Below are 22,833 nucleotides of genomic sequence, written 5' to 3'. Positions count from 1 at the left end.
CTATGATAAAGAAAAACTATATTATCCTTTTAAAATCAGGATTTTTTAATTCTTATATCATAATGTAGAGCGCTATCTGTATTGTTTTCACAGCAACGCAAAGGATTAGAAAATGAATATATGATTTTAAAGGTTAGGTCAAAAATTTGGAGGAGATTATGAAATATAATAAGCAATATTGGACTATAGGTGCTGGAGGCAATGGAAAAAAATTTATAGCTAACAAAATAATTGCAGTTGATTATGGTGTTAATAAAAATTTGTCTAGAATGTCAAAAGAGGATTTGCAGATTGAATTTGGTAGAAATGATATCAAAGCAGTAGAATTTAATAAATTCATTAATGAAATTCAGATAGGTGATATTGTCATTTTAAAGCAGGGACGGCATCAGATTCTTGCTATTGGTGAAGTCACAAGTGATTATTTTTTAGATGATTCTTTTGATCAGGTTAGAGAAGTTAACTGGTTAAAATCTGAATCAATTGAATTTAGTGGAAATATTCCAACAAATGGTACAGTGTTTAAGGCCAATAAAGAATTAATAAAATTTGTTGAGTCTACTTTGTTTGAGTCTAATAATGAATTTATTAAAAAAAGGAGTAGGTATACAGATGTTTTAAAACAATCCAAAAACCTCATCCTCCGTGGAGCGCCTGGTACTGGGAAGACTTATCTTGCCAGACAAATTGCCAATGAGTTGACTGGAGGAAATGAAGAGCAAACAGGATTTGTGCAGTTTCATCCGTCTTATGACTATACGGATTTTGTAGAGGGGTTGAGGCCGCTTCCAAGTGATGATGGGCAGATTAGCTTCGGCTTGCAGGATGGAATATTTAAGAAATTTTGCGAAAGAGCTAAATTAGCGCAAAAGACAGGCGGTCAGGATAATTTTGATGAAGCTTGGAATGCCTATCTTGAATATGTAAATAGTAGAGATGAAAAAGAGCGTTTGACAGATTTTTCTTATCTTACTGTTAATAGCCGGAATAATTTTAATGTCAATTATGAGAGCAAAAGTCAAGGGACAGTCTTGACTAAATCCTATGTCTATGAACTCTATAAAGATGAAAATTATTTAAAACAGACTTATTATCGTAGTCAGGGAAAAAAAGTTCTTGAAACGTTAAGAAAAAAATTTGGTCTAAAAGACTATATTTCTCCAACAGAAATTGATACAGACAAGAAATTCGTCTTCATCATCGATGAAATCAATCGAGGTGAGATTTCTAAGATTTTTGGGGAACTTTTTTTCTCCATTGATCCGGGCTATCGTGGTAAGGATGGAGAGGTTTCGATCCAATATGCTAATTTACATGAAACTAATGAGAAGTTTTATATTCCTGAAAATGTCTACATCATCGGAACGATGAATGATATTGACCGTTCGGTGGATACCTTTGATTTTGCCATGCGCCGTCGTTTCCGTTTTGTAGAAATCACGGCTGAAAGTCAGCTGGGAATGCTTGATGAACCTCTTGGAGATGGAGCTGAAGAAGCGAAAATGCGTCTAAGAAACTTGAATGCTGCTATAGAAAAAGTAGAAGAGCTCAATAGTCATTACCATGTTGGACCAAGTTATTTCCTTAAGTTGCAGGAAGTAGATTTTGATTATGAATTGCTCTGGTCTGATTATATTAAACCGCTCCTAGAAGACTACTTGCGTGGTTCTTATGATGAGGTTGAAACTTTGGAAACTTTGAAAAAGGCATTTGATCAGACAAGCATTGAGCAAAGAAATCAGTCAATAACGGGTTATAATGAAGGCGATGGAAATGACGATGCGGATAACTGATAATCAGCAACTTATAAAAAAGAGGATTTTGTTGAAATCTATCCCAAAATTAGTCAGGTACTTTTAGATAGAACTTTAGAAAGCCTTTCTCAAGAGGATAGTATTTTCATTTTTCCAAATGACTTGAAAAATACTTCTGACTTGGACAAGGACAATAAAGTTTTTGAAACTGTAAATCAGAACATTAAGACAGGAAATGTGATTGGTTTTCTGGGTTACGGTCAGGAAAGATTAACGATTTCCTCTCGTTTTTCAAATGCTAATAACGACTATTTTTTACATTATCTCTTGCAGAAGGTCCTCAATATCAATCTCACTAATTTGGATGTTGGTTTATCTAGCGAAGATAAACTCTATCAACTATTAGTTTACCTCTTTCTAAAATATCTGCAAGCGGCTTTGAGAAAAGGGCTTTATAAGGAATACCAGAGGTTTTTCCATAATGATAGCCATGTAAAGGGAGCGATTGATGTAGGAAATCATCTTAAGAAAAATGTTCCTTTTATGGGGAATATTTCCTATACTACTAGAGAGTTTGCTTATGATAATCCATTGATGCAGCTGATTCGACACACCATTGAGTATATTAAGAATCAGAAAATAATTGGAAGTGGAGTATTTGATGCTAATCGTGAAAATGTAACAGAAATTATTCGTGTGACTCCGTCTTATAAACTAGCTGATCGTGTGAAGATTATCAGACTAAATCAAACTAAACCTGTTCGTCATGCCTATTTTCGAGAATATAGAAAATTACAGGAACTCTGTCTGCTGATTCTGAGTAGCGAAAAGCACGGTTTAGGACTTCAAGAGCAAAAAATACACGGTGTTCTCTTTGATATTGCTTGGCTTTGGGAAGAGTATGTCCAGACATTATTGCCAGAAGGTTTTATTCATCCACGAAATAAAGAAAGGACGGATGGTATTTCTGTATTTAGCAGTTCTGGTCGAAATGTTTATCCAGACTTTTATCATAAAGATTTAAAAATCGTACTAGATGCCAAATATAAAAAGCTAGAATTTACTGAAAAAGGAATCAATCGTGAGGATTTATATCAACTGATTTCCTATGCATACATTTTAAAAGCTAAAACAGCCGGTCTTATTTTCCCAAGCGTGGAGAAGGTTGTTGATAACGACATAGGTAAATTAGCAGGTTACGGGGCACTCTTGAAAAAGTGGTCCATTCTTATTCCCCAAGAAGCTGAAAATTATGACCATTTTATTCAACAGATACATCAATCGGAAACAATAAATTTTAGATTTTAAAGCAGGGTGAACCTGCTTTCAGACCGTAGACAAACATTCCAAATAGTGTTTGTCTTTTTCTGTTTGTCAGGCTAAAATTTCATCTTTTGATTTCATCTTTTGATAGCATAATGGTCATTTGAACAAAATAAAAAGGCTTCCCCACCCTCATTTTTACTAGTTTTTTGAGATTCAAACACGCCAAAGTAAGCCCAACCTTATCTTCCATCTTGGACTTGCCTTTCTCTCTTGTATAACGGAGGTTGTGGTATTCTTTAGCTGTCCCAAAGAGCCGCTCAATGGTTTCTTTGCGCTTCTTATAGAGCTCCTTCATCCCTCTTTGGTGTCGAATCTCTTCACAACATTCAAGCGCATCTTTCCATACATGTCTTGTGATGACTTTCTGCTGATTCTGGCTCTGGGTACAAACAGATAATAGGGGACAGGCGACACATACTGTTGAATCACTCTTATACTCACGGTAGCCTGCTCGGGTCGTCGTGCGATAGGTTAACACTTGGTTCTCTGGACAGAGGTAACAGTCATAATAGGAATCATAAACAAAATCATTGGGCCTTAAGTTCCCTTTTACACCCTTGGGGCGGGTATAAGGGAAGACAGGGGTAATCTCTCTGTCTAACAAAAATTTTGCAATACTTGGGGTTTTATAACCTGCATCTGCGATGAGATAGGTTGGATGAAAAGGCTCAATCTTGGCAAAAAGGGCAGGGAAAGCCTGACTATCATGAACATTTCCTGCTTCAACCGTATAAGCCAAGGCCCAACCATGCTTATCACACGCTACTTGGGCAGAATAGGCAAAGACTTCCTTGTGTTCCCCCTTGTGGAACCAACCACTCTCAGGATCTGTCCTTGAGATTTTCTTTTCCTTAGCCTCGCTTTCTTTTGCGGGCTTTAAGGGCTTTTTTTCGTGTTTTCTCCTATCTAAATCAATCTCAACTTCCAATTGCTCACTCATAAATGTAGCTTGTTGGGCAACCATTTCCTTATGATACTTGTGGCTGTTGGCTGCCGCTTTAATATGGGTTCCATCCACAAATATCTCAGAAGGATCAATCAAACCAGCACATAAAGCTTGATGGAGTACGTGTGAAAATATCTCAGTAATCAGTGCTTTATCTTGAAAACGACGGCTGTAATTCTTTCCATATGTGGTAAAATGAGGCACCTTGTCATCCAAGCTTAGTCCAAGAAACCAACGATAAGCTACGTTTACTTCTATGTCTTTAATGGTTTGGCGCATGGAGCGAATGCCATAAAAACATTGAATCAAAGGAATTTTGACCAACATGACGGGATCTAGACTGGGACGACCCTGATCTGGGCTATAGGTTTCTTCAACCAAGTCATAGATAAAGTCAAAATCAACCTCCGCTTCCAATTGGCGAAGAAAGTGATCTTCTGGGACCAATTCGTCTATCGTATAGAAGCCATATTGGCAGCGATTATAATCAGATTTTTCTTTGTGAAACATAGGGAGCACCTCACAACTGTTCTTACCTCTATTATACGACTTTACAAAAAGAAAAGCCCTTAGAAACTTCTGTTCTTAGGACTTTGTCTTCAATCTGAAAGCAGGGTGAACCTGCTTTTTCTATGCTTATTTTTTAAATTATTTCCAAATAGAACAAAATTCTTGATAGTTGAAATCACAAGTGTTACAATGGAACCGTTCGTTATGGATGATAATGGCTTGATTGTAGAGCATTGGGACAATAAAGAAGTCATGCCTAAGGTAGAAGACTTGACCAATCGAGGGAAGTTTTAAATTGAGGACAAAGAATGATTGAATATAAAAATGTAGCGCTACGCTACACAGAAAAGGATGTCTTGAGAGATGTCAACTTACGGATTGAGGATGGTGAATTCATGGTTTTAGTTGGGCCATCTGGTTCAGGTAAGACGACCATGATTAAGATGATCAACCGTCTTTTAGAGCCAACTGATGGAAATATTTACATGGATGGCAAGCGCATCAAAGACTATGATGAGCGTGAGCTACGCCTTTCCACAGGCTATGTCTTACAAGCGATTGCCCTCTTTCCAAATCTAACTGTGGCTGAAAATATTGCTCTCATTCCTGAGATGAAAGGATGGAGCAAGGCAGAGATTCAGCAGAAGACCGATGAATTGCTGAAGCTAGTAGGCTTGCCTGCTGAAGACTATGCTCAGCGTATGCCGAGTGAGCTGTCTGGTGGTGAGCAGCAGCGAGTGGGCATTGTCCGTGCCATTATCGCCCAGCCCAAAATCTTGCTGATGGATGAGCCTTTTTCAGCTCTTGATGCTATCTCGCGTAAGCAATTGCAGAGCTTGACCAAGAGTATTCATGACCAGTTTGGGATGACAACAATCTTTGTGACCCATGATACGGACGAGGCTTTAAAGTTGGGGAATCGGATTGCTGTTCTGCAGGATGGGGAGATTCGTCAAGTGGCAACACCTGAGGAAATCCTATCTGCACCTGCGACTAGCTTCGTAGCAGATTTATTTGGAGGTGTTCAACATGGCTAATTTGTTTTCTACCTTTCAGGAGCGCTTTGGCGAATGGTTGGCAGCCTTAGGTCAACACCTCCAGCTGTCTCTTCTGACCTTACTAGTGGCCATCTTCTTGACCATTCCGCTCGCTATCTATCTTCATAGTCATAAGAAAGTAGCCAATTGGGTGCTGCAAATTGCAGGGATTTTTCAAACCATTCCTTCAATGGCTTTGCTGGGACTCTTTATCCCTCTTATGGGGATTGGTACACTGCCGGCACTGACTGCTCTGGTGATTTACGCTATTTTCCCGATTTTAGAAAATACTGTCACGGCTTTGAATGGGATTGATCCTAGTTTAGAAGAAGCTGGAATTGCCTTTGGGATGACTAAGTGGGAGCGGCTCAAAAAGTTTGAACTACCTCTAGCTATGCCCGTCATCGTATCAGGTGTTCGGACGGCAACGGTAATGATTATCGGAACAGCAACTCTAGCAGCCCTTGTCGGAGCTGGCGGACTAGGTTCTTTTATCCTTCTAGGAATTGACCGTCGCAATGCCAGTCTAATCCTGATTGGAGCCATTTCCTCCGCAGTTTTAGCAATTCTTTTCAACAGTCTCCTTAAATGGATGGAAAAGGCTAAGCTTCGGACAGTATTTACAGCTTTTGTGGTTTTAATCCTCGGCCTCGGTGCTTCTTATACACCGAGTCTGATTCCCAAGCAGGAAAAAGAACATTTGGTTATTGCTGGGAAATTGGGTCCAGAGCCAGAGATTCTTATGAATATGTATAAACTCCTCATCGAGGAAAATACGGATATGACTGTGACGGTCAAACCAAATTTTGGAAAGACCGACTTCCTTTATCAAGCTCTGAAAAAGGTGATATTGATATCTATCCTGAGTTTACCGGTACGATTACTGGAACTCTCTTGCAGCCTGCTCCAAAGGTCAGCAATGATGCTGAAGAAGTTTTTGAAGCAGCACGTGATGGAATCAGAAAACAGGACAACCTAATCTTGCTCAATCACATGGCTTATCAGAATACCTATGCTATTGCAGTGCCTAAGAGTGTTGCTAAAAAATACAATCTTAAAACCATCTCTGATCTTAAAGCAGTCCAAGACAAGCTCAAGGCAGGGTTTACCTTGGAATTTAACGACCGTGAAGACGGAAACAAGGGTTTGCAATCTCTATATGGCCTTAATCTTAATGTAGCTACCATGGAGCCAGCCCTTCGCTACCAAGCTATCCAGTCGGGTGATATTCAAATCACGGATGCCTATTCGACTGATGCAGAACTTGCGCGTTATGATTTACAAGTTTTAGAAGACGATAAGCACCTTTTCCCTCCTTATCAAGGGGCGCCTCTCCTGAAGGCTGAATTACTAGAAAAACACCCTGAGTTGGAAGGTATTCTCAATAAGCTGGCTGGCAAAATTACAGAAAGCCAAATGAGCCAGATGAATTATCAAGTTGGCATTGAGGGCAAAAAAGCGGAAACTGTTGCGCGTGATTATCTGGTCAAGGAAGGACTTTTAAAAAAATAAGAAATAAAAGTTAGACTTGTAAGGTCTAGCTTTTTTGCTTACTTGTGGATAGACAGACTACGGATTGGTGGAGATGTGTTTATCTCTTATTTAGGAAATCTTCATCCATTTTTGGTATAATAAAGTATCAATGAGTGGAGGTGTTCCGATGGCATCTAGTCAAGAATTTTTGGATTTTATTCTGGAGCAGCTGCAGGGCCTAGGGCAAGAAATTAGCTTTCGCAAGATGATGGGAGAGTATTTGCTCTATTATCGAGGGCGCTTATTCGGCGGGATTTATGACAATCGCTTGCTGCTCAAGCCGGTCCAGCCAGCTCTGGATTTTTTTGAAAATCCGATTTATGAGTCTCCTTATTCAGGCGCAAAACCAATGCTTCATATAAAAGAAGTAGAAGATGCTGCCTTTCTCTGCAGTTTGATTGAAGCTGCCTATCCTGCCTTACCAGCACCTAAAAAGAAAAAATAGTCTTTTCTTTACAATAGACATTCTAAAAAGTTGCTGTTTAAATAGACATTTTTAAAATTTTCCTTTATAATAGACTTAAAGGAGGATTGTTATGCTTTATATTGCTCTTATTGGAGATTTAATTGAATCCAAACAGCTAAAAAATCGCAAGCAGGCCCAAAAGGATCTTCAGGACATGATGGCGGTGCTAAATCAGGATTATCAGGATTATCTGGTGTCGCCTTTCACGGTAACGACTGGAGATGAGTTTCAGGCTTTGCTGCGACCTAATCCAGAAATCATGCAGCTCCTTGATCAGATTGCCTTGGGCTTTCCTCACCCGATTCGCTTCGGGCTTGGCCTAGGGGAGATTGTGACAGACATCAATCGGGAGCAGAGTATTGGTGCGGACGGTCCGGCCTACTGGAGGGCACGCGCAGCCATTGAGGCTATTCACGAGAAGAACGACTACGGCAGCAGCCGTATAGCTGTATCCTTGGGAGAGGAAGAGCTCAGTCAGGCGGTCAATACGGTGCTGGCAGCTACTTCATTTATCCAGAGCAAGTGGAACACCAGTCAGAGAGAGGTTCTGGAGCGGATGCTCATGGAATATATCTATGACGAGAATTTTTCTCATGGGGAAATAGCAGAGCTGCTGCAGATTAGCCCAAGTGCGCTTAGTAAGCGGCTGAAGTCGTCTGGACTGAAGATCTATCTGAGAAATCGCCGTTTAGCTATGAGAATGATTCTACAGGCAGCAAAGGAGGCTGAAGAATGACAAATTTTATGGGATTTTCAGAATTTTTCATGCAGAATCCGATTCTTGTACTTACTTTGCTGGCTCATGTACTAGCTGATTTTCAGCTTCAAAGTCAGAAAATGGCAGACCTAAAAAGCCGGCGGATGAATTTCTTAATTCTCCATTTGGGAATTGTTCTCTTGCCCCTGTTGCTCTTGGGGCTCATCTTACCTAATTATCTGCTATATTTCGCCTTGGTCTGGCTCAGTCATGCGCTTATTGACTTCTTGAAGAATAGGTTGAATTCATCGATTGTCCGCCATCATGCTCAAAAGTCAGCCTTTTTACTGGATCAGATCTTGCATCTGATTAGCATTTTTGCTCTTTATTTTCTCTTAGGACAGCAGCAAATTCCAGCGCCTAATTGGTTGTCTGAGCGCTACCTCATGCTGCAGGCTATCTTTTTCTTTTCCCTGACTGGTAAGCCAATTAATATCCTCTTTAAACTCTTCTTCAGCAAGTATCAGGCGGGGGAAGACAGTGGGGAGACTATTGCGGGGCTGGTGCCATGATTGGGATATTAGAGCGCTTGATTATGGGACTTTCCCTTATTTTCGGGCAGTTTACTGCCATTGGGCTAGTCTTTACGGCTAAGTCAATTGCCCGCTATAATAAGATTTCAGAAAGCCAGTCCTTTGCTGAATACTACCTGATTGGCTCGCTTTTCAGTATGATTTCAGTCCTGCTGATTTACGGCTGTCTTTATTGGTAAAAATAAATAAAAAAACAGATCATCATAGTAAGGATGGTCTCAGACCGTAGACAAACATTCCAAATAGTGTTTGTCTTTTTCTGTTTGTCAGGCTAAAATTTCATCTTTTGATTTCATCTTTTGATAGCATAATGGTCATTTGAACAAAATAAAAAGGCTTCCCCACCCTCATTTTTACTAGTTTTTTGAGATTCAAACACGCCAAAGTAAGCCCAACCTTATCTTCCATCTTGGACTTGCCTTTCTCTCTTGTATAACGGAGGTTGTGGTATTCTTTAGCTGTCCCAAAGAGCCGCTCAATGGTTTCTTTGCGCTTCTTATAGAGCTCCTTCATCCCTCTTTGGTGTCGAATCTCTTCACAACATTCAAGCGCATCTTTCCATACATGTCTTGTGATGACTTTCTGCTGATTCTGGCTCTGGGTACAAACAGATAATAGGGGACAGGCGACACATACTGTTGAATCACTCTTATACTCACGGTAGCCTGCTCGGGTCGTCGTGCGATAGGTTAACACTTGGTTCTCTGGACAGAGGTAACAGTCATAATAGGAATCATAAACAAAATCATTGGGCCTTAAGTTCCCTTTTACACCCTTGGGGCGGGTATAAGGGAAGACAGGGGTAATCTCTCTGTCTAACAAAAATTTTGCAATACTTGGGGTTTTATAACCTGCATCTGCGATGAGATAGGTTGGATGAAAAGGCTCAATCTTGGCAAAAAGGGCAGGGAAAGCCTGACTATCATGAACATTTCCTGCTTCAACCGTATAAGCCAAGGCCCAACCATGCTTATCACACGCTACTTGGGCAGAATAGGCAAAGACTTCCTTGTGTTCCCCCTTGTGGAACCAACCACTCTCAGGATCTGTCCTTGAGATTTTCTTTTCCTTAGCCTCGCTTTCTTTTGCGGGCTTTAAGGGCTTTTTTTCGTGTTTTCTCCTATCTAAATCAATCTCAACTTCCAATTGCTCACTCATAAATGTAGCTTGTTGGGCAACCATTTCCTTATGATACTTGTGGCTGTTGGCTGCCGCTTTAATATGGGTTCCATCCACAAATATCTCAGAAGGATCAATCAAACCAGCACATAAAGCTTGATGGAGTACGTGTGAAAATATCTCAGTAATCAGTGCTTTATCTTGAAAACGACGGCTGTAATTCTTTCCATATGTGGTAAAATGAGGCACCTTGTCATCCAAGCTTAGTCCAAGAAACCAACGATAAGCTACGTTTACTTCTATGTCTTTAATGGTTTGGCGCATGGAGCGAATGCCATAAAAACATTGAATCAAAGGAATTTTGACCAACATGACGGGATCTAGACTGGGACGACCCTGATCTGGGCTATAGGTTTCTTCAACCAAGTCATAGATAAAGTCAAAATCAACCTCCGCTTCCAATTGGCGAAGAAAGTGATCTTCTGGGACCAATTCGTCTATCGTATAGAAGCCATATTGGCAGCGATTATAATCAGATTTTTCTTTGTGAAACATAGGGAGCACCTCACAACTGTTCTTACCTCTATTATACGACTTTACAAAAAGAAAAGCCCTTAGAAACTTCTGTTCTTAGGACTTTGTCTTCAATCTGAGATCATCATAGTAAGGATGGTCTGTTTTTATGTTCTTATCTGTAACTCTACTCAATCATGGTATTGACAGCAGTGCCTGTTTGGTAGTCAATCTCTGCATTTGGAGAAACATTGTCCAAGAGGACATGAGACATTCCGTCTTCATCTATTGTTTCCTTGCCCCCTAGCTGGATGCTGACAACATTGCCTTCTGAGTCTAATCCGACATACTGGAGCTCAATCTTGCGAGGAAGAAGCTCATTGTCCGTATAAATCGGAGTAACCTTGTAATCCAGCCAATAATCAGGATTTTCCTCTAACCAGCGCTCCAAGCGATGTTCATAATAGATCATGCTATCTGGGTTATTGTCATCCAGTCCTTGGAAACTACCAGAGTTGAGCCAAGCGGTCATCGGAACGAGGTTTTTCCCTTCGTTATTGAGGCCGCTGAAAGTAAAGCCAATCAGGTGAGCGCGATTCATGAGCCAAACCCGATCATCTCCATTTCCGTAGTAAAATTTGTAATTGTGCCAACCGATGGGATTGTATGTGACTTTGGTCTCCTTTTTCTTTTTGGCTTTGTGTTGCTCTTGCATTTGGACATGAGCAGCAGTAGCCCGACCGTATTTGTCCTTTTTCCCTAGCTTTAGCTGATACTCTCCGTTCAACTCCAGAGTGCCGATAGCTGTTTCATCGCTATGGTTAAGCAGCTGGACCTTAATCTGGTTCTTCTGATTCGCAGCAACATTTTCTGCAGGAAGAGCTTGTGAAAGTAACAACAAAGAGCCGGCTGACAGGACAAGCCAGGTGCCAAACCTAAACTTTTTCATAAAGAACTCCTTTTAAATAATATATCTCCGACATCATTCTACTAAAAAATAGATTGTTTGACAACTAAAACTTTTCAAAAATATTACAAAAATAAATATCTGTTCAATAAGTGCGAGGATTGACTCGGATGCGTATTTTTCCTATAATCATAACTAGAGAAAACGCTTGTATAAATTACCTAAGGAGGTGCTTATGAGTCCATCTTCAGAGGAAATGTCACTCGAGGAGCTATGGCAGCTTTTTCCGATTTTTCTGAGAGAGCATCAGGCAGCGTGGGAAGATTGGTATGAGGCGGAACGGCTTCGGCTTTTGAGTTTTTGGCCTGCAAATTGGCTGGTTCGGATTAGTCATATCGGTTCGACGTCCCTTGAGACCATCTGGGCCAAGCCTATAGTGGATATATTGATGGAAATTCCTAAAGAAACAGATATGGTGGTAATGAAAGACTTGCTGCTGAAAAATGGTTATCTGCTCATGTCAGAAAGCCAAGGGCGGATGTCATTCAATAAAGGCTACACACCGAGTGGTTTTGCGGAGCGGGTTTTCCATCTGCATCTGCGCTATGAAGGAGATCATGATGAACTGTACTTTAGAGACTATTTGCAGGAACACCCTGCTGTAGCCAAAAACTATGAAAAGCTCAAGCTGTCCTTGTGGAAGCAATATGAGCACAATCGTGATGCCTATACAGAGGCGAAAACGGATTTTATCAAGAACTATACAGAGGAAGCTAAAAAGCTTTATGGCGGAAGATATGAGAGGGAAGACAGATGATTTATCCAATGATTGGCTTTCTGATTATTCTTGCTTTTCTTTACTTAATTTACCAATCTAAGAAACCATCAGGTTTTGTCGGCTTATGGATGATGAAATTATGGAATTATGGAATCGCGTTTATCTGCCCATGGTTGTTTGGTCGGTCAGTCAGTCAGCTGGATTATAAGAAACGATATAATGCTATTTTGGATGTTGGAGTTGGAAATGGAGCTTCCTCGAAATATTTGAAAAAGCACTTTCCTAATAGCCAAGTGTTGGGGATTGATATTTCTTCTACGGCTATCAGAGCAGCTGAAAAATTGGCTGAGCCTGGCCTATCTTTCGAGGTGAAAAATGTTGAGAAAACGGATCTTTCCGTTAGCGAATTTGATTTGATTACAGCATTTCAGACCCATTTTCATTGGCCAAATCTAACTCAGTCCTTCCTAGAACTTAAGCGGATTCTTAAGCCAGATGGAATCATCATACTGGCATGTGAATGGAGCAAATTAGCTTACTACCTACCAGACTTTAGAAAGCAAGAAAAACTTGAAAACTATTTGACAGATTTTGGCTTTCATCTCATTAATAGTCAAAGAAAGGGCCAATGGATTCTTTATAAAATTAAGAAAAAATAAGGAGGTATCCTATGAAACAATTATTTTTATGTTCTTATTTTGCGGGAGTCAAGGACTTGTTCAGACAATATGCGTCTGAAAAGCAATTGGGCAATCAGGTACTTTTTATCCCGACGGCTGGAAATGTAGAAGAGTACAGGGCTTATATTGACGAAGCCCTGCAGTCCTTTGCGGACTTGGGATTTCAAGTAGAGGTCTTGGATATTTCAGCTTGTGATAGAGAAACGGCTCAGGCCAAAATTTTCCAAAGTAAGCTTCTCTATATCTCTGGTGGCAATACCTTTTATCTTCTGCAAGAACTAAAGAAAAAGCAACTTCTGCCTTTGATAAAAGAACAGATTGCGGACGGCATGGTCTATGTGGGCGAATCTGCTGGTGCTATCATCACAGCCAAGGACATTGACTATAATAAGATTATGGACGATAAGGCAGTTGCTAAGGAACTGTCTGATACAGAGGCACTAAACGAGGTAGATTTTTATATCCTGCCTCATGTTGGCGAAGAACCTTTTGTCGAAAGTGCTCAGGCAACTCTGGATACATACAGCGCCCAGCTAAATCTGCTTTCCCTCAATAATCACCAAGCTGTGCTTGTGGAAGGTGAAGAAGTGAAGGTTTTGGAGGAGGAATAAAATATTTTTGCCACGAATTTTAACAAAAGGTCTATAAAAAGTAAGAAAAGCTTGGTTGAAGCAACCAGCTTTTTTGCTATACTAACAGTGTAATCATAAAAAGGAGATTAAAAAATGATTTCTAAAAATATTGCTATTTTAAGAAAAAGAGAGAATATTTCTCAGGAAAAACTGGCCGAAGAAATAGGTGTATCAAGGCAGACTATAGCAAAATGGGAAGCAGGAGAAAGCGTTCCAGATGTGATTTATTCCTCTCAATTAGCTGATTTTTTTGATGTGAGTTTGGATGAACTAGTACATTTAGAAAGCAATTTATTGACAACTCCTAGTTTCAAAGGGAAATATATTTTTGGAACAGTAACGGTGGGTGAGCGTGGTGAAATCCACTTACCCCCTCGGGCACGAAATATTTTTCAAATAAAAGCGGGAGATCAGCTTCTTTTGCTAGGAGATGAAAATCAAGGATTGGCGTTATTAGATCCGAATTTTTTTCTAGAAACTCCTAAGTATTTTTCAGAAAAGTAGTAGGCAATGAATGAAAAGGAAAATGATGTTAGTTATTTTGATATTGATAGCTGTTATATTGGTAAGTGCAGGGTGGTTTGCTTATCGCAATCTTCACTATGATAAGGCTAATCTTGAATATATCCGACAAGCTGGGATGCTAGAAAAGCAAGTGACTTTACCAGATGGATCTCTTATAAATTATGGCGAAGGTCCCAAAAATGGTCCCCCTTTACTCCTGATTCATGGCCAGCAAGTATCTTGGGAGGACTATGCCAAGGTTTTTGGAGAATTGTCTAAGCGATATCATGTATATGCAGTAGATTGTTATGGACATGGTGGGTCTAGTAAAAATCCTGCTAAATATTCAGCACTGGAAAATAGTCAGGATTTCATTTGGTTTATTCATAATATTATAAAAGCTCCTGTGTTCATTTCAGGACATTCATCAGGAGGGCTTCTTGCAACATTGGTAGCTGCACTAGCTCCTGATACTGTTAGAGGACTATTGATAGAAGATGCACCGTTTTTTTCAACAGAGCCTAGTCGAGCACTTTCTACTTTTTCTTGGTTAGGATTTAAAGATATGTGTGATTTCTTAAAAAGCGGTAAAAAAAATTATACTGCCTATTTTTTAGAACATACTTATTTAAAAAAACTTTTTGGTGAGGAAAATTTTAATAAAATTGTCAAAAAACCAGCTCTGAACTATATGAAAAATCATCCAGGAAAGATTCCTAGAATTTGGTACTATCCGCCAGAATTACAAGTGAATCTCATCTATGACTTAACAGCTAATTTACAGGATGGAACAGGAGATTACGATCTTCGTTTTGGCACAACGTTTTATGATTTTTCTTGGTTCAAGGGATTTGAACAGGAAGAAATCTTGAAAAAAGTTCAATGTCCATCTATATTGCTTCATGTGGCTCGGCCTTTGAATCAGAAAAATTACTATGATAAAAATGGTATTCTCTTGAGTGCTATGGATGACAAAGATGCTAAGCGAGTAGACAAACTTTTGTTGAACAATCATCTAATAGATAATATCAAGAGTGGGCATGATATTCATGTTGAAAAACCTGAGATTTTTATTCGGGCGATTGATGATTTACAAAAAAGGTGTAAATAGAATCTTAAAGGTGAGAGATGTTTTTACTTGATCTATTGGGATTTTCACTTGACGAAAAGTTTAAAGTATATTTTAGTTGTGCTTCTTATTTTTATTTCAAAAACAGTCATCAGACTGTTTTTTTGATATAATAGACTCTATGAACACAAAAGAAAAAATTTCAAATTATCAACTTTTATTGGCTCAGTTGGAAGCCTTGTTGGAGGGTGAGACCAATGCTTTAGCCAATTTTTCCAATGCTAGCGCTCTGCTCAATCAAGCTCTTCCTAATTCTGTTTTTGCGGGTTTCTATCTTTTTGATGGGAAGGAGCTAATTTTGGGGCCTTTTCAGGGTGGTGTTTCCTGTGTCCATATTGCGCTAGGTAAGGGTGTCTGTGGGGAATCTGCTGAGAAAGAGCAGACGATTATCGTGGATGATGTGACCCGGCATGCCAACTATATCTCTTGCGATAGCCGAGCTAAGAGTGAGATTGTGGTGCCCATGGTAAAAGACGGCCGACTGCTTGGAGTGCTGGATTTGGACTCAGCCTTGACGGGTGATTATGATGACGTAGACCAGGAATATCTGGAAAAATTTGTCCAGATTTTGCTTGAAAAAACAACTTGGAATTTTGAAATGTTTGGAGAAAAAGCCTAATGTATCAAGCTTTATATCGAAAGTACCGCAGTCAGACCTTTGGTCAGCTGGTGGGGCAGCAGGTAGTAGCCACCACCTTGCGGCAGGCTGTTGAGCAAGAGAAAATCAGCCATGCCTATCTTTTTTCTGGCCCGCGTGGAACAGGGAAAACCAGTGTTGCCAAGATTTTTGCTAAGGCTATGAACTGTCCGAATCAAAAGGACGGTGAGCCTTGCAATGACTGCTATATCTGTCAGGCTATCACTGAGGGAAGCCTTGAAGACGTCATCGAAATTGATGCGGCTTCCAATAATGGGGTAGATGAGATTCGTGATATTCGGGACAAATCCACCTATGCGTCCAGTCTAGCCAAGCACAAGGTCTATATCATTGACGAGGTGCACATGCTCTCGACTGGGGCTTTTAATGCCTTGCTCAAGACCTTGGAAGAACCAACAGAAAATGTGGTCTTTATCCTAGCGACGACAGAGCTACATAAGATTCCAGCGACCATTCTTTCCCGCGTCCAACGTTTTGAGTTTAAGTCTATCAAGACGCAGGACATTATTGGTCATATCGAGTGGATTTTGGAGCAGGAAGGCATTGACTTTGAGCAGGAAGGTGTGCAGATTATTGCCCGTCGAGCTGAGGGCGGTATGCGGGACGCCTTGTCTATCCTCGATCAGGCTCTTAGCTTGACCCAGGAAAATCGTTTGACTACAGACATAGCTGAAGAGATCACTGGCTCTATCAGTTTGGGAGCCTTGGATGCCTATGTAGCTGCTTTGATTGCTCATGATGCAGTAGCAGCCTTGGATAATCTCAATCTGATTTTTGACAGCGGTAAAAACATGGCCCGTTTTGTGACGGACCTCCTGCAATATCTGCGTGATCTAATCATTGTCAAAACTGGCGGGGAGAATCATCATGCTAGTGAGCTCTTTCTGGAAAACCTCAATACACCGCAGGATATCCTATTTGCCATGATTGATATGGCGACCAAGAGTTTGGCAGACATCAAGAACAGCCTGCAGCCTAAGATTTATACTGAAATGATGACCATTCGACTGGCAGAGACCAGCAGTCTTCCTGCAGCGACAGCGATTCCAGATAATCTAGCCGAAGAGCTCAAGGGATTGAGACAAGAGATTGATAACCTCAAGCAGCAGCTGGCTAATGGCAATGGAAAACCTGCAGCAGCTGTCAAAACTTCGGATATTCGACCACAGAAATCTAAGGGCTACCGAGCAGACCGCAATAAGGTCAATGCTATCCTAGAAGAGGCTGTTGACAATCCTAGTCTGGCTCGCAGCAATCTGACTAAGCTGCAGAATGCTTGGGGGGAGATTATTGAAAGTCTGGCTGGAGCTGATAAGGCCTTGCTGGCAGGCTCGCAGCCGGTAGCGGCCAACGAAAGCCACGCTATCTTAGCTTTTGAGTCTAATTTTAACGCTGAGCAGACTATGAAGCGGGACAATCTCAATACCATGTTTGGCAATATCCTCAGTAATGCGGCAGGATTTTCACCAGAGATTTTGGCTATTTCCTTAGAAGAGTGGACCAAGATTCGGGCGGATTTTTCAGCTCGCAGCCGCAATGGTAAGGCAGAGGTTGAAGAGAAGGAAGAGGAAAGCCTGATTCCAGAGGGATTTGACTTTTTAGCAGAAAAAATTACCATTCAAGAGGACTAAAAAAAGATTTTTCTAGGTTTTCGTGTTATAATAAAATTATGAATAGACGACAATTTATTGTAATGGCTGTTTTTACGGCCTTAGAAACCTATTTTTTCAATGAATCCATCATGGCGGGGCGCTATTTCATGGCTGCTTTCTGGGCTGTTTTAGTGCTGCGTAATCTGCAGATTTCCTATGTCATGGGGCGGATTGTGGATGAAATCGATAAACATTTAGGACCGAAATAATGAAAACAGGACTGAGTCATTAAGAATCAGTCCTTTTGAAATGAATTTTTTTGATTACCAACTGCTTAGAGAGACTTCGCCGCTGTTGAGCCAGATTTCCTGATCATCTGTCAGCTGGACTAAGAGTTGCCCACTGTCTGAGATGTCTTTGGCCAAACCTTGGTAGTCTGCACCTTTTTGGCTGAAGCTCACTTGTCGTCCCAGCACCAAGGATTGTTGCTTGTAGAGGTAGATGAGCTCTTCTGGGTCACTTTCGTAGAAGCATTTCCAAATCTCGGCAATGAGCTCATTGCGACTAATGGCTGGTTTCTCTTCAAAGAGAGAGCCGGCTTTCTCTTTGATGTCGGCTGGAAAGTCTGTAATGAAAAAATTAAAGCCAACACCGATGATGACATCGGTGACGAGACCTGTCTCGATGGAGGTTGTCGCTTCGGTCAAGATGCCGGAAATTTTCTTGTTTCGATAGTAAATGTCATTGACCCACTTGATGTCAATCTCCATGAGGGTTAGATTTTTCACTGCCTTATAGATGGCACCCGCAGTCAAGATAGTATAGGAAGGGAGCTGGTCGAAGGGGAGATTGGGCTTGAGGTGGAGAGACATGTAAAAGCCGCCCTGGCTGGGGCAGAAGAAGGAACGACCAAAACGGCCTCGGCCAGCAGATTGGGCAGTGGCCAGATAGAGAGTGTTGGCTGGGCGTCCAGCCTCCATGCCAGCCTTGGCATCCATTTGAGTGGACTGGCAGTCAGGATTAAAGGAGACCTGAACAGGTGAGTGTGCCTCGATCCAGTCAGGAATCAGTAAGTCACCGGCTGTCAATCGATAGCCCCGGTTCTTGACTGACTCGATTTGAATTCCTTCTTTCTCCAATTTTTGAATGGCCTTCCAAATAGAAGTTCGTGAAACGCCCAATTCTTGGGCTATTTTTTCGCCGTTGACATAGTCGTCAGCCTGGCTGAGGATGTCAAAGATTTTTTCGTAGGTTTTCATAGGCGGTCTTTCTAGCTTAAAGGCTGCTTTCTCTGAGAGTTAGCTTGGTAGAGAGCTTGATCATGTAAGGGATGGGGCTTTCGTCAGTTTTAATCATCTGGTCCAGCATTTGCAGAGCTTGCTTGCCCATTTCCTCTGTAAACACTGTCACAGTACTGAGAGGCGGATAGACGTATTTGGCAATGGATGTATCATTAAAGGAAATAATCTGGACATCTTGGGGAACAGCTATTCCTGCTTCCTGAAGAGCACGTAGGGCACCGACTGCCAGAGCATCGCTGGCTATGAAGAATGCTTTGGGCATCCGCTCTTTTTGCTGGTCAACCATGTCTTTCATCAGCTGGTAACCAGACTCTGAGGAGAACTTGCCTATCTTGACATAGGCCGGATGATAGAGGTCTTTTTCATTAAGGTAACGGCAGAAGCAAGCCAAGCGTGGATCGTCAAGACTTGTCGTTCCGTCTGTAGTCTCTTCGCGTCCTGCAATCATACCGATTTCTCGAATGCCCTGCTCAAGAAAATGGTCAAGAACATGGGTAACGGCATGCTCAAAGTCCATTGTCACACAGCTATGGCCTTTGTCTAGCGTATCGCTGTCCACGAAAACCAGGGATGGACTGTATTGCTCCAGCTCCTTGACTTGCTTGGTGCTGAATTTTCCGATGGCAATAATGCCGTCAATCTGCTTCAGCTGGCTTAGTGAGTCGTTGTTGAAAATCCGCACGATATCATAGCCCAGTTCCGGGGCTTTCTTTTCAATGCCTAAGCGGATGGAGTAGTAGTAAAGATCATCCAGCTCTTCCAGCTCTGTGTACCATTCTACGATGGCAATGCGGTGGGTCTGAGATGAAGTCTTTTTCTGTCTGTTGCTTTTTTTGTAGTTGAGCTGTTCAGCGATATCGAAAATATTTTTACGCGTCTCATCGCTGACAGACATGGACTTGTCATAGTTCAAAACCCGCGAAACAGTTGCGGGAGAAACACCAGCAGTCTGGGCGATATCTTTGATAGTAGCCATTTGATTTGGTCCTTTTTAATTTACTGTCTACATAAATTATAACTCAAAAATTAGTAAATCACAAAGAAATATTTAGTAAAACTTAACTTTGTTCTCGAAATGAGCTTGGTGAAAAGCCAAAATATTTTTTAAAAGCCTTTGAAAAGTAAAGGGGATCTGAGAAACCGACAGAATAGGCGATAAACTGGATAGGCTCACAGGTACTTTTAAGGAGTTGTTTAGCTCGATGCATTCGGACATATTCCAGATATTCTTTAGGTGAACTTTGTTGCTCCTCCTTGAAAATGGTTGTTAGATAGCTGCGATGAACGGACAACTTAATTGCCATATCTTGAATGCTGAGGTTAGGATTGGGATATTGAGTGTCAATTATCTGTTTGCAGGCTAGATAGAGTTGCTGGCTTGCAGATAGGGTATTTGCTTGGGGCTTATAGGCAATGCTGCCCAAGTGAAAGAGGAGTTCATAAAGTTGGCCCATAATGTGGAGTTGAGCTACTTGGTTAGATTTGGTCTGCTCAGCGAAGTAAACTAAGTTCTCAACAATTTTCCCAATCCTATCTGTTTTACGTTCCTGGTTAGCAAGTAGGTAGCAGTCTTCGGCAATCTGAGAGTGATTGAAGTAGTCATAAACCCTACCGCCAGTCATTCCCAGCCAGTAGTAGGACCAAGGTTCTTCTTTGTCAGCTTGATAAAAGGTAAGTTCATTAGGCTTGAGCAGAAAGAGATCTCCAGTTTTTAAATCGACAATTTTTCCTTTGTAATGAAATTGCCCTTTCCCTTTGGTAATGTAGTGAAGAACATAGGTATCTCTAATAGCTGGTCCAAAAGAGTAGCTAGGTGTGCACTCTTCATAACCGTAGAAGCTAAGTGAGAGATCAATTGTTCCTGTTTGGTATTCTGAAAAAACAAGCATATTTTGCCTCCTACCTAACATTTTACCATATTTCCCTAACATAATTCTATTTTTGGAAGCGATTTCATAAGGTAAAATATTAGTAAATATGGAGGTTCAGAAATGGCTATAAAAATAGACAAGAATCTATTCTACATCAATACAAAAAATTCTAGTCTTATCATTGAGGAAAGAGATGGCTACCTTTTGCTTAAACACTTAGGCAGAAAAATTGAATCCTATCATTTTTCCAATACAGTATTTGAGCGAGATCATGCTTTTTCTGGTAATCCGAGGTCGAATGAGCGGAGTTTTAGCTTAGATACCCAGCGGCAGGTTTTGGGTCAGCATGGTTTAGGAGACTTCCGGCAACCTTCTCTGCAAGTCCAACATGCTAATAATGAAGTAACAGATTTTCGGTTTGTTGAGAGTCAGCTGATTAAGGGAAGTTTGGAAGTTCCAGGACTGCCTAGCCCTCACAGTACAGAAGATGCAGAAACACTGGCCTTTATTTTAGAGGATACAGTGGCTCACTTACGCCTCACTCTCTATTACACAGCTTTTGAGGATAGCAATACCATTGCAACCTTTACTAAGCTGGAAAATATCGGTAGAGAGACAGCAGTCATACATAAGAACTTGAGCTTAATGGCAGATTTGCCGGCAGGGACTTATGATGTGATTAGTTTACAGGGAGCTTATGCTAGGGAAAAAACAGTTCGTCGTCACAAGCTAGAACAGGGAATTTTCAAAATAGCTTCCAACCGAGGAGCTTCTGGTCACGCGCAGACTCCAAGCCTTATCCTTTGTGATAGTGAAACGACGGAAGAGGCTGGTCAAGTTTGGGCAATTCAGCTCCTTTATAGCGGAAACTTTGAAGCTTGGATTCAGCAAAATCAGTTGAGTGAAGTTCGGCTAGGTATCGGTATCAATGAAGATAATTTTGCTTGGAAACTGGAAGCGGGGCAGACTTTCTATAGTCCTGTTGCTCTGTTGAATTATTCGGCTCGGGGTTTGACTGGTCTTAGTCATGAGAGCCAAGCTTTTGTTCAAGAGCATATCATTCCTAAAGCTTTTGCGAAGAGAGAGCGGCCAATTTTAATCAATAACTGGGAAGCAACTTACTTTGATTTCAAAAAAGAGAAGTTGCTAGAGTTAGCAGATGAGGCACAGAAAGTTGGTATTGAGCTCTTTGTTCTCGATGATGGCTGGTTTGGCAACCGTTTTGATGACAATCGGGCTCTGGGCGACTGGTTTGTCAATGAAGATAAGCTAGGTGGCAGTTTGACAGAACTCATAGCAGAAGTTCATAGCAGAGGATTGCAATTTGGTTTATGGGTTGAGCCAGAAATGATTTCCGTAGATAGTCAGCTTTATCGGGCACATCCAGACTGGGCTATTCAAGTACCTGATAGGGATCATACATACTCTCGCAATCAACTCGTATTGGATTATGCTAATCCAGATGTGGTAGCCTATATCAAAGAAACACTGGATCAGCTGTTTAGTCAGCACGATATTGACTACATAAAATGGGATATGAATCGTAATATTACCAATCTTGGGAATGGCACTGACTATCTGGCGACCAAAATGCAGTCGCATAAGTATATCTTGGGGCTTTATGAAATTGTAAAATATTTGACAGAGAAATATGAGAATATTCTCTTTGAGTCCTGCTCAGGTGGTGGTGGACGAAATGATCTTGGTATGATGCGGTATTTCCCTCAAGTCTGGGCTAGTGACAACACCGATGCCATAGCTCGTTTGCCAATCCAATATGGGTCTTCTTATCTTTATCCGACTATTTCAATGGGTGCCCATGTGTCGGCAGTGCCTAATCATCAGATGGGACGAATTACTCCGCTGGCAACTCGTGGTCATGTGGCTATGATGGGAAATCTGGGGTATGAGCTTGATTTGACAAGTCTGACTGAGAAAGAAAAAGAAGAAATTAGAACTCAGGTGAACTTGTATAAAGAATTACGGCCAGTAGTCCAGTTAGGACGTCAGTATAGGTTAATCAATCCCGATACTACATCCAATGAAGCAGCTGTACAATTTAACTATGAAAATCAAACGATAGTAACTTACGTCCGAGTCCTATCAGTTGTGGAAACAATGGAAACCACCTTGAAACTAAAAGACTTAGAGGAGGAAGGGCTTTATAAGTTGGAAGGAACAAACATTGTTTACTCGGGTACAGAGCTCATGTATGCAGGTTTAACTGTTACCTTATCCCAAGGAGATTTTTTGAGTAGACAATATATTTTTAGAAGACTATAATAAA

The 22,833-nt window shown here is 41.0% G+C and carries 19 protein-coding genes and 4 pseudogenes; 17 read left to right on the top strand and 6 right to left on the bottom strand.

What is annotated here, in order from left to right:
* Positions 1 to 158 precede the first annotated feature (158 nt).
* Entirely contained in the window at positions 159 to 1,793 is a 1,635-nt protein-coding gene (locus tag FFV08_07210) for an endonuclease (GenBank protein ID QLB52418.1), read from the top strand.
* Positions 1,759 to 3,062: pseudogene (locus FFV08_07205) on the top strand (3-isopropylmalate dehydrogenase). The gene FFV08_07210 and the pseudogene FFV08_07205 overlap by 35 nt, the downstream one beginning before the upstream one ends.
* 79 nt (positions 3,063 to 3,141) lie before the next feature.
* Here FFV08_07205 and FFV08_07200 read toward each other — a convergent pair.
* Complete coding sequence (locus FFV08_07200; GenBank protein ID QLB52417.1) at positions 3,142 to 4,536, bottom strand: IS1182 family transposase; 1,395 nt, start codon at positions 4,534 to 4,536, stop codon at positions 3,142 to 3,144.
* Positions 4,537 to 4,749: 213 nt separating this feature from the next.
* Here FFV08_07200 and FFV08_07195 point away from each other — a divergent pair.
* The 6 genes and pseudogenes from FFV08_07195 (at position 4,750) to FFV08_07170 (ending at position 9,041) form a co-directional block, all read left to right on the top strand.
* A pseudogene (locus FFV08_07195) lies at positions 4,750 to 4,830 on the top strand (polyketide cyclase).
* A 14-nt stretch (positions 4,831 to 4,844) separates the two neighbouring features.
* Positions 4,845 to 5,573, top strand: a complete 729-nt coding sequence (locus FFV08_07190) for an ABC transporter ATP-binding protein (protein QLB52416.1) — start codon at positions 4,845 to 4,847, stop codon at positions 5,571 to 5,573.
* Positions 5,566 to 7,085: pseudogene (locus FFV08_07185) on the top strand (ABC transporter permease/substrate-binding protein). The gene FFV08_07190 and the pseudogene FFV08_07185 overlap by 8 nt, the downstream one beginning before the upstream one ends.
* 148 nt (positions 7,086 to 7,233) lie before the next feature.
* A complete protein-coding gene (locus FFV08_07180; GenBank protein ID QLB52415.1) occupies positions 7,234 to 7,551 on the top strand; it encodes a TfoX/Sxy family protein in 318 nt (105 codons plus the stop codon).
* 91 nt (positions 7,552 to 7,642) lie between these two features.
* Complete coding sequence (locus FFV08_07175) at positions 7,643 to 8,308, top strand: DNA-binding protein (GenBank protein QLB52414.1); 666 nt, start codon at positions 7,643 to 7,645, stop codon at positions 8,306 to 8,308.
* Positions 8,305 to 9,041, top strand: a pseudogene (locus FFV08_07170) (DUF3307 domain-containing protein). The gene FFV08_07175 and the pseudogene FFV08_07170 overlap by 4 nt, the downstream one beginning before the upstream one ends.
* Before the next feature lie 100 nt (positions 9,042 to 9,141).
* On the opposite strand, the gene FFV08_07165 reads toward FFV08_07170, so the two are convergent.
* Together FFV08_07165 and FFV08_07160 are read right to left on the bottom strand one after the other, a co-directional pair.
* Complete coding sequence (locus tag FFV08_07165) at positions 9,142 to 10,536, bottom strand: IS1182 family transposase (GenBank protein ID QLB52413.1); 1,395 nt, start codon at positions 10,534 to 10,536, stop codon at positions 9,142 to 9,144.
* Positions 10,537 to 10,681: 145 nt separating this feature from the next.
* Positions 10,682 to 11,443, bottom strand: coding sequence for a DNA/RNA non-specific endonuclease (locus FFV08_07160; protein ID QLB52412.1), 762 nt, complete (start codon positions 11,441 to 11,443; stop codon positions 10,682 to 10,684).
* A gap of 193 nt (positions 11,444 to 11,636) precedes the next feature.
* Between FFV08_07160 and FFV08_07155 the strand changes: the two genes are divergently transcribed.
* The 8 genes from FFV08_07155 to FFV08_07120 all read left to right on the top strand — a co-directional run bounded on the left by FFV08_07155 (position 11,637) and on the right by FFV08_07120 (position 17,643).
* The gene (locus FFV08_07155; GenBank protein QLB52411.1) at positions 11,637 to 12,218 is read left to right on the top strand and encodes a GrpB family protein; all 582 of its coding nucleotides are present in this window, start codon (positions 11,637 to 11,639) and stop codon (positions 12,216 to 12,218) included.
* A complete protein-coding gene (locus FFV08_07150) occupies positions 12,215 to 12,838 on the top strand; it encodes a methyltransferase domain-containing protein (GenBank protein ID QLB52410.1) in 624 nt (207 codons plus the stop codon). Before FFV08_07155 ends, FFV08_07150 begins: the two co-directional genes overlap by 4 nt.
* Positions 12,839 to 12,849: 11 nt before the next feature.
* Positions 12,850 to 13,470: a peptidase S51 gene (locus FFV08_07145; GenBank protein QLB52409.1), complete on the top strand. Its 621-nt coding sequence runs from the start codon at positions 12,850 to 12,852 to the stop codon at positions 13,468 to 13,470.
* Positions 13,471 to 13,584: 114 nt separating this feature from the next.
* Positions 13,585 to 13,995: a helix-turn-helix domain-containing protein gene (locus FFV08_07140; protein QLB52408.1), complete on the top strand. Its 411-nt coding sequence runs from the start codon at positions 13,585 to 13,587 to the stop codon at positions 13,993 to 13,995.
* Between the two features lie 10 nt (positions 13,996 to 14,005).
* Positions 14,006 to 15,106 (top strand): alpha/beta hydrolase, encoded by a 1,101-nt coding sequence (locus tag FFV08_07135; GenBank protein ID QLB52407.1) that lies wholly within the window; start codon positions 14,006 to 14,008, stop codon positions 15,104 to 15,106.
* Positions 15,107 to 15,245: 139 nt separating this feature from the next.
* Positions 15,246 to 15,743, top strand: coding sequence for a GAF domain-containing protein (locus tag FFV08_07130; protein QLB52406.1), 498 nt, complete (start codon positions 15,246 to 15,248; stop codon positions 15,741 to 15,743).
* A complete protein-coding gene (dnaX, locus tag FFV08_07125) occupies positions 15,743 to 17,413 on the top strand; it encodes a DNA polymerase III subunit gamma/tau (GenBank protein ID QLB52405.1) in 1,671 nt (556 codons plus the stop codon). Before FFV08_07130 ends, dnaX begins: the two co-directional genes overlap by 1 nt.
* Before the next feature lie 38 nt (positions 17,414 to 17,451).
* Positions 17,452 to 17,643, top strand: a complete 192-nt coding sequence (locus FFV08_07120; GenBank protein ID QLB52404.1) for a DUF3272 family protein — start codon at positions 17,452 to 17,454, stop codon at positions 17,641 to 17,643.
* A gap of 54 nt (positions 17,644 to 17,697) precedes the next feature.
* Here the strand turns inward: FFV08_07120 and birA are convergent, their stop codons facing one another.
* The 3 genes from birA to FFV08_07105 all read right to left on the bottom strand — a co-directional run bounded on the left by birA (position 17,698) and on the right by FFV08_07105 (position 20,606).
* The gene (birA, locus tag FFV08_07115; protein QLB52403.1) at positions 17,698 to 18,633 is read right to left on the bottom strand and encodes a bifunctional biotin--[acetyl-CoA-carboxylase] ligase/biotin operon repressor BirA; all 936 of its coding nucleotides are present in this window, start codon (positions 18,631 to 18,633) and stop codon (positions 17,698 to 17,700) included.
* A gap of 16 nt (positions 18,634 to 18,649) precedes the next feature.
* Positions 18,650 to 19,651, bottom strand: coding sequence for a LacI family DNA-binding transcriptional regulator (locus tag FFV08_07110; protein QLB52402.1), 1,002 nt, complete (start codon positions 19,649 to 19,651; stop codon positions 18,650 to 18,652).
* 82 nt (positions 19,652 to 19,733) lie between these two features.
* Positions 19,734 to 20,606: an AraC family transcriptional regulator gene (locus FFV08_07105; GenBank protein QLB52401.1), complete on the bottom strand. Its 873-nt coding sequence runs from the start codon at positions 20,604 to 20,606 to the stop codon at positions 19,734 to 19,736.
* Between the two features lie 60 nt (positions 20,607 to 20,666).
* Between FFV08_07105 and FFV08_07100 the strand changes: the two genes are divergently transcribed.
* The gene (locus FFV08_07100; protein QLB52400.1) at positions 20,667 to 22,829 is read left to right on the top strand and encodes an alpha-galactosidase; all 2,163 of its coding nucleotides are present in this window, start codon (positions 20,667 to 20,669) and stop codon (positions 22,827 to 22,829) included.
* Positions 22,830 to 22,833: the final 4 nt, after the last annotated feature.

This window comes from Streptococcus sanguinis, assembly GCA_013378335.1.
GTDB classification, from domain to species: Bacteria; Bacillota; Bacilli; order Lactobacillales; family Streptococcaceae; genus Streptococcus; species Streptococcus sanguinis_I.
The sequence above is the reverse complement of the archived record's forward strand: the minus strand, read 5'-3'. Positions and strand labels throughout refer to the sequence as shown.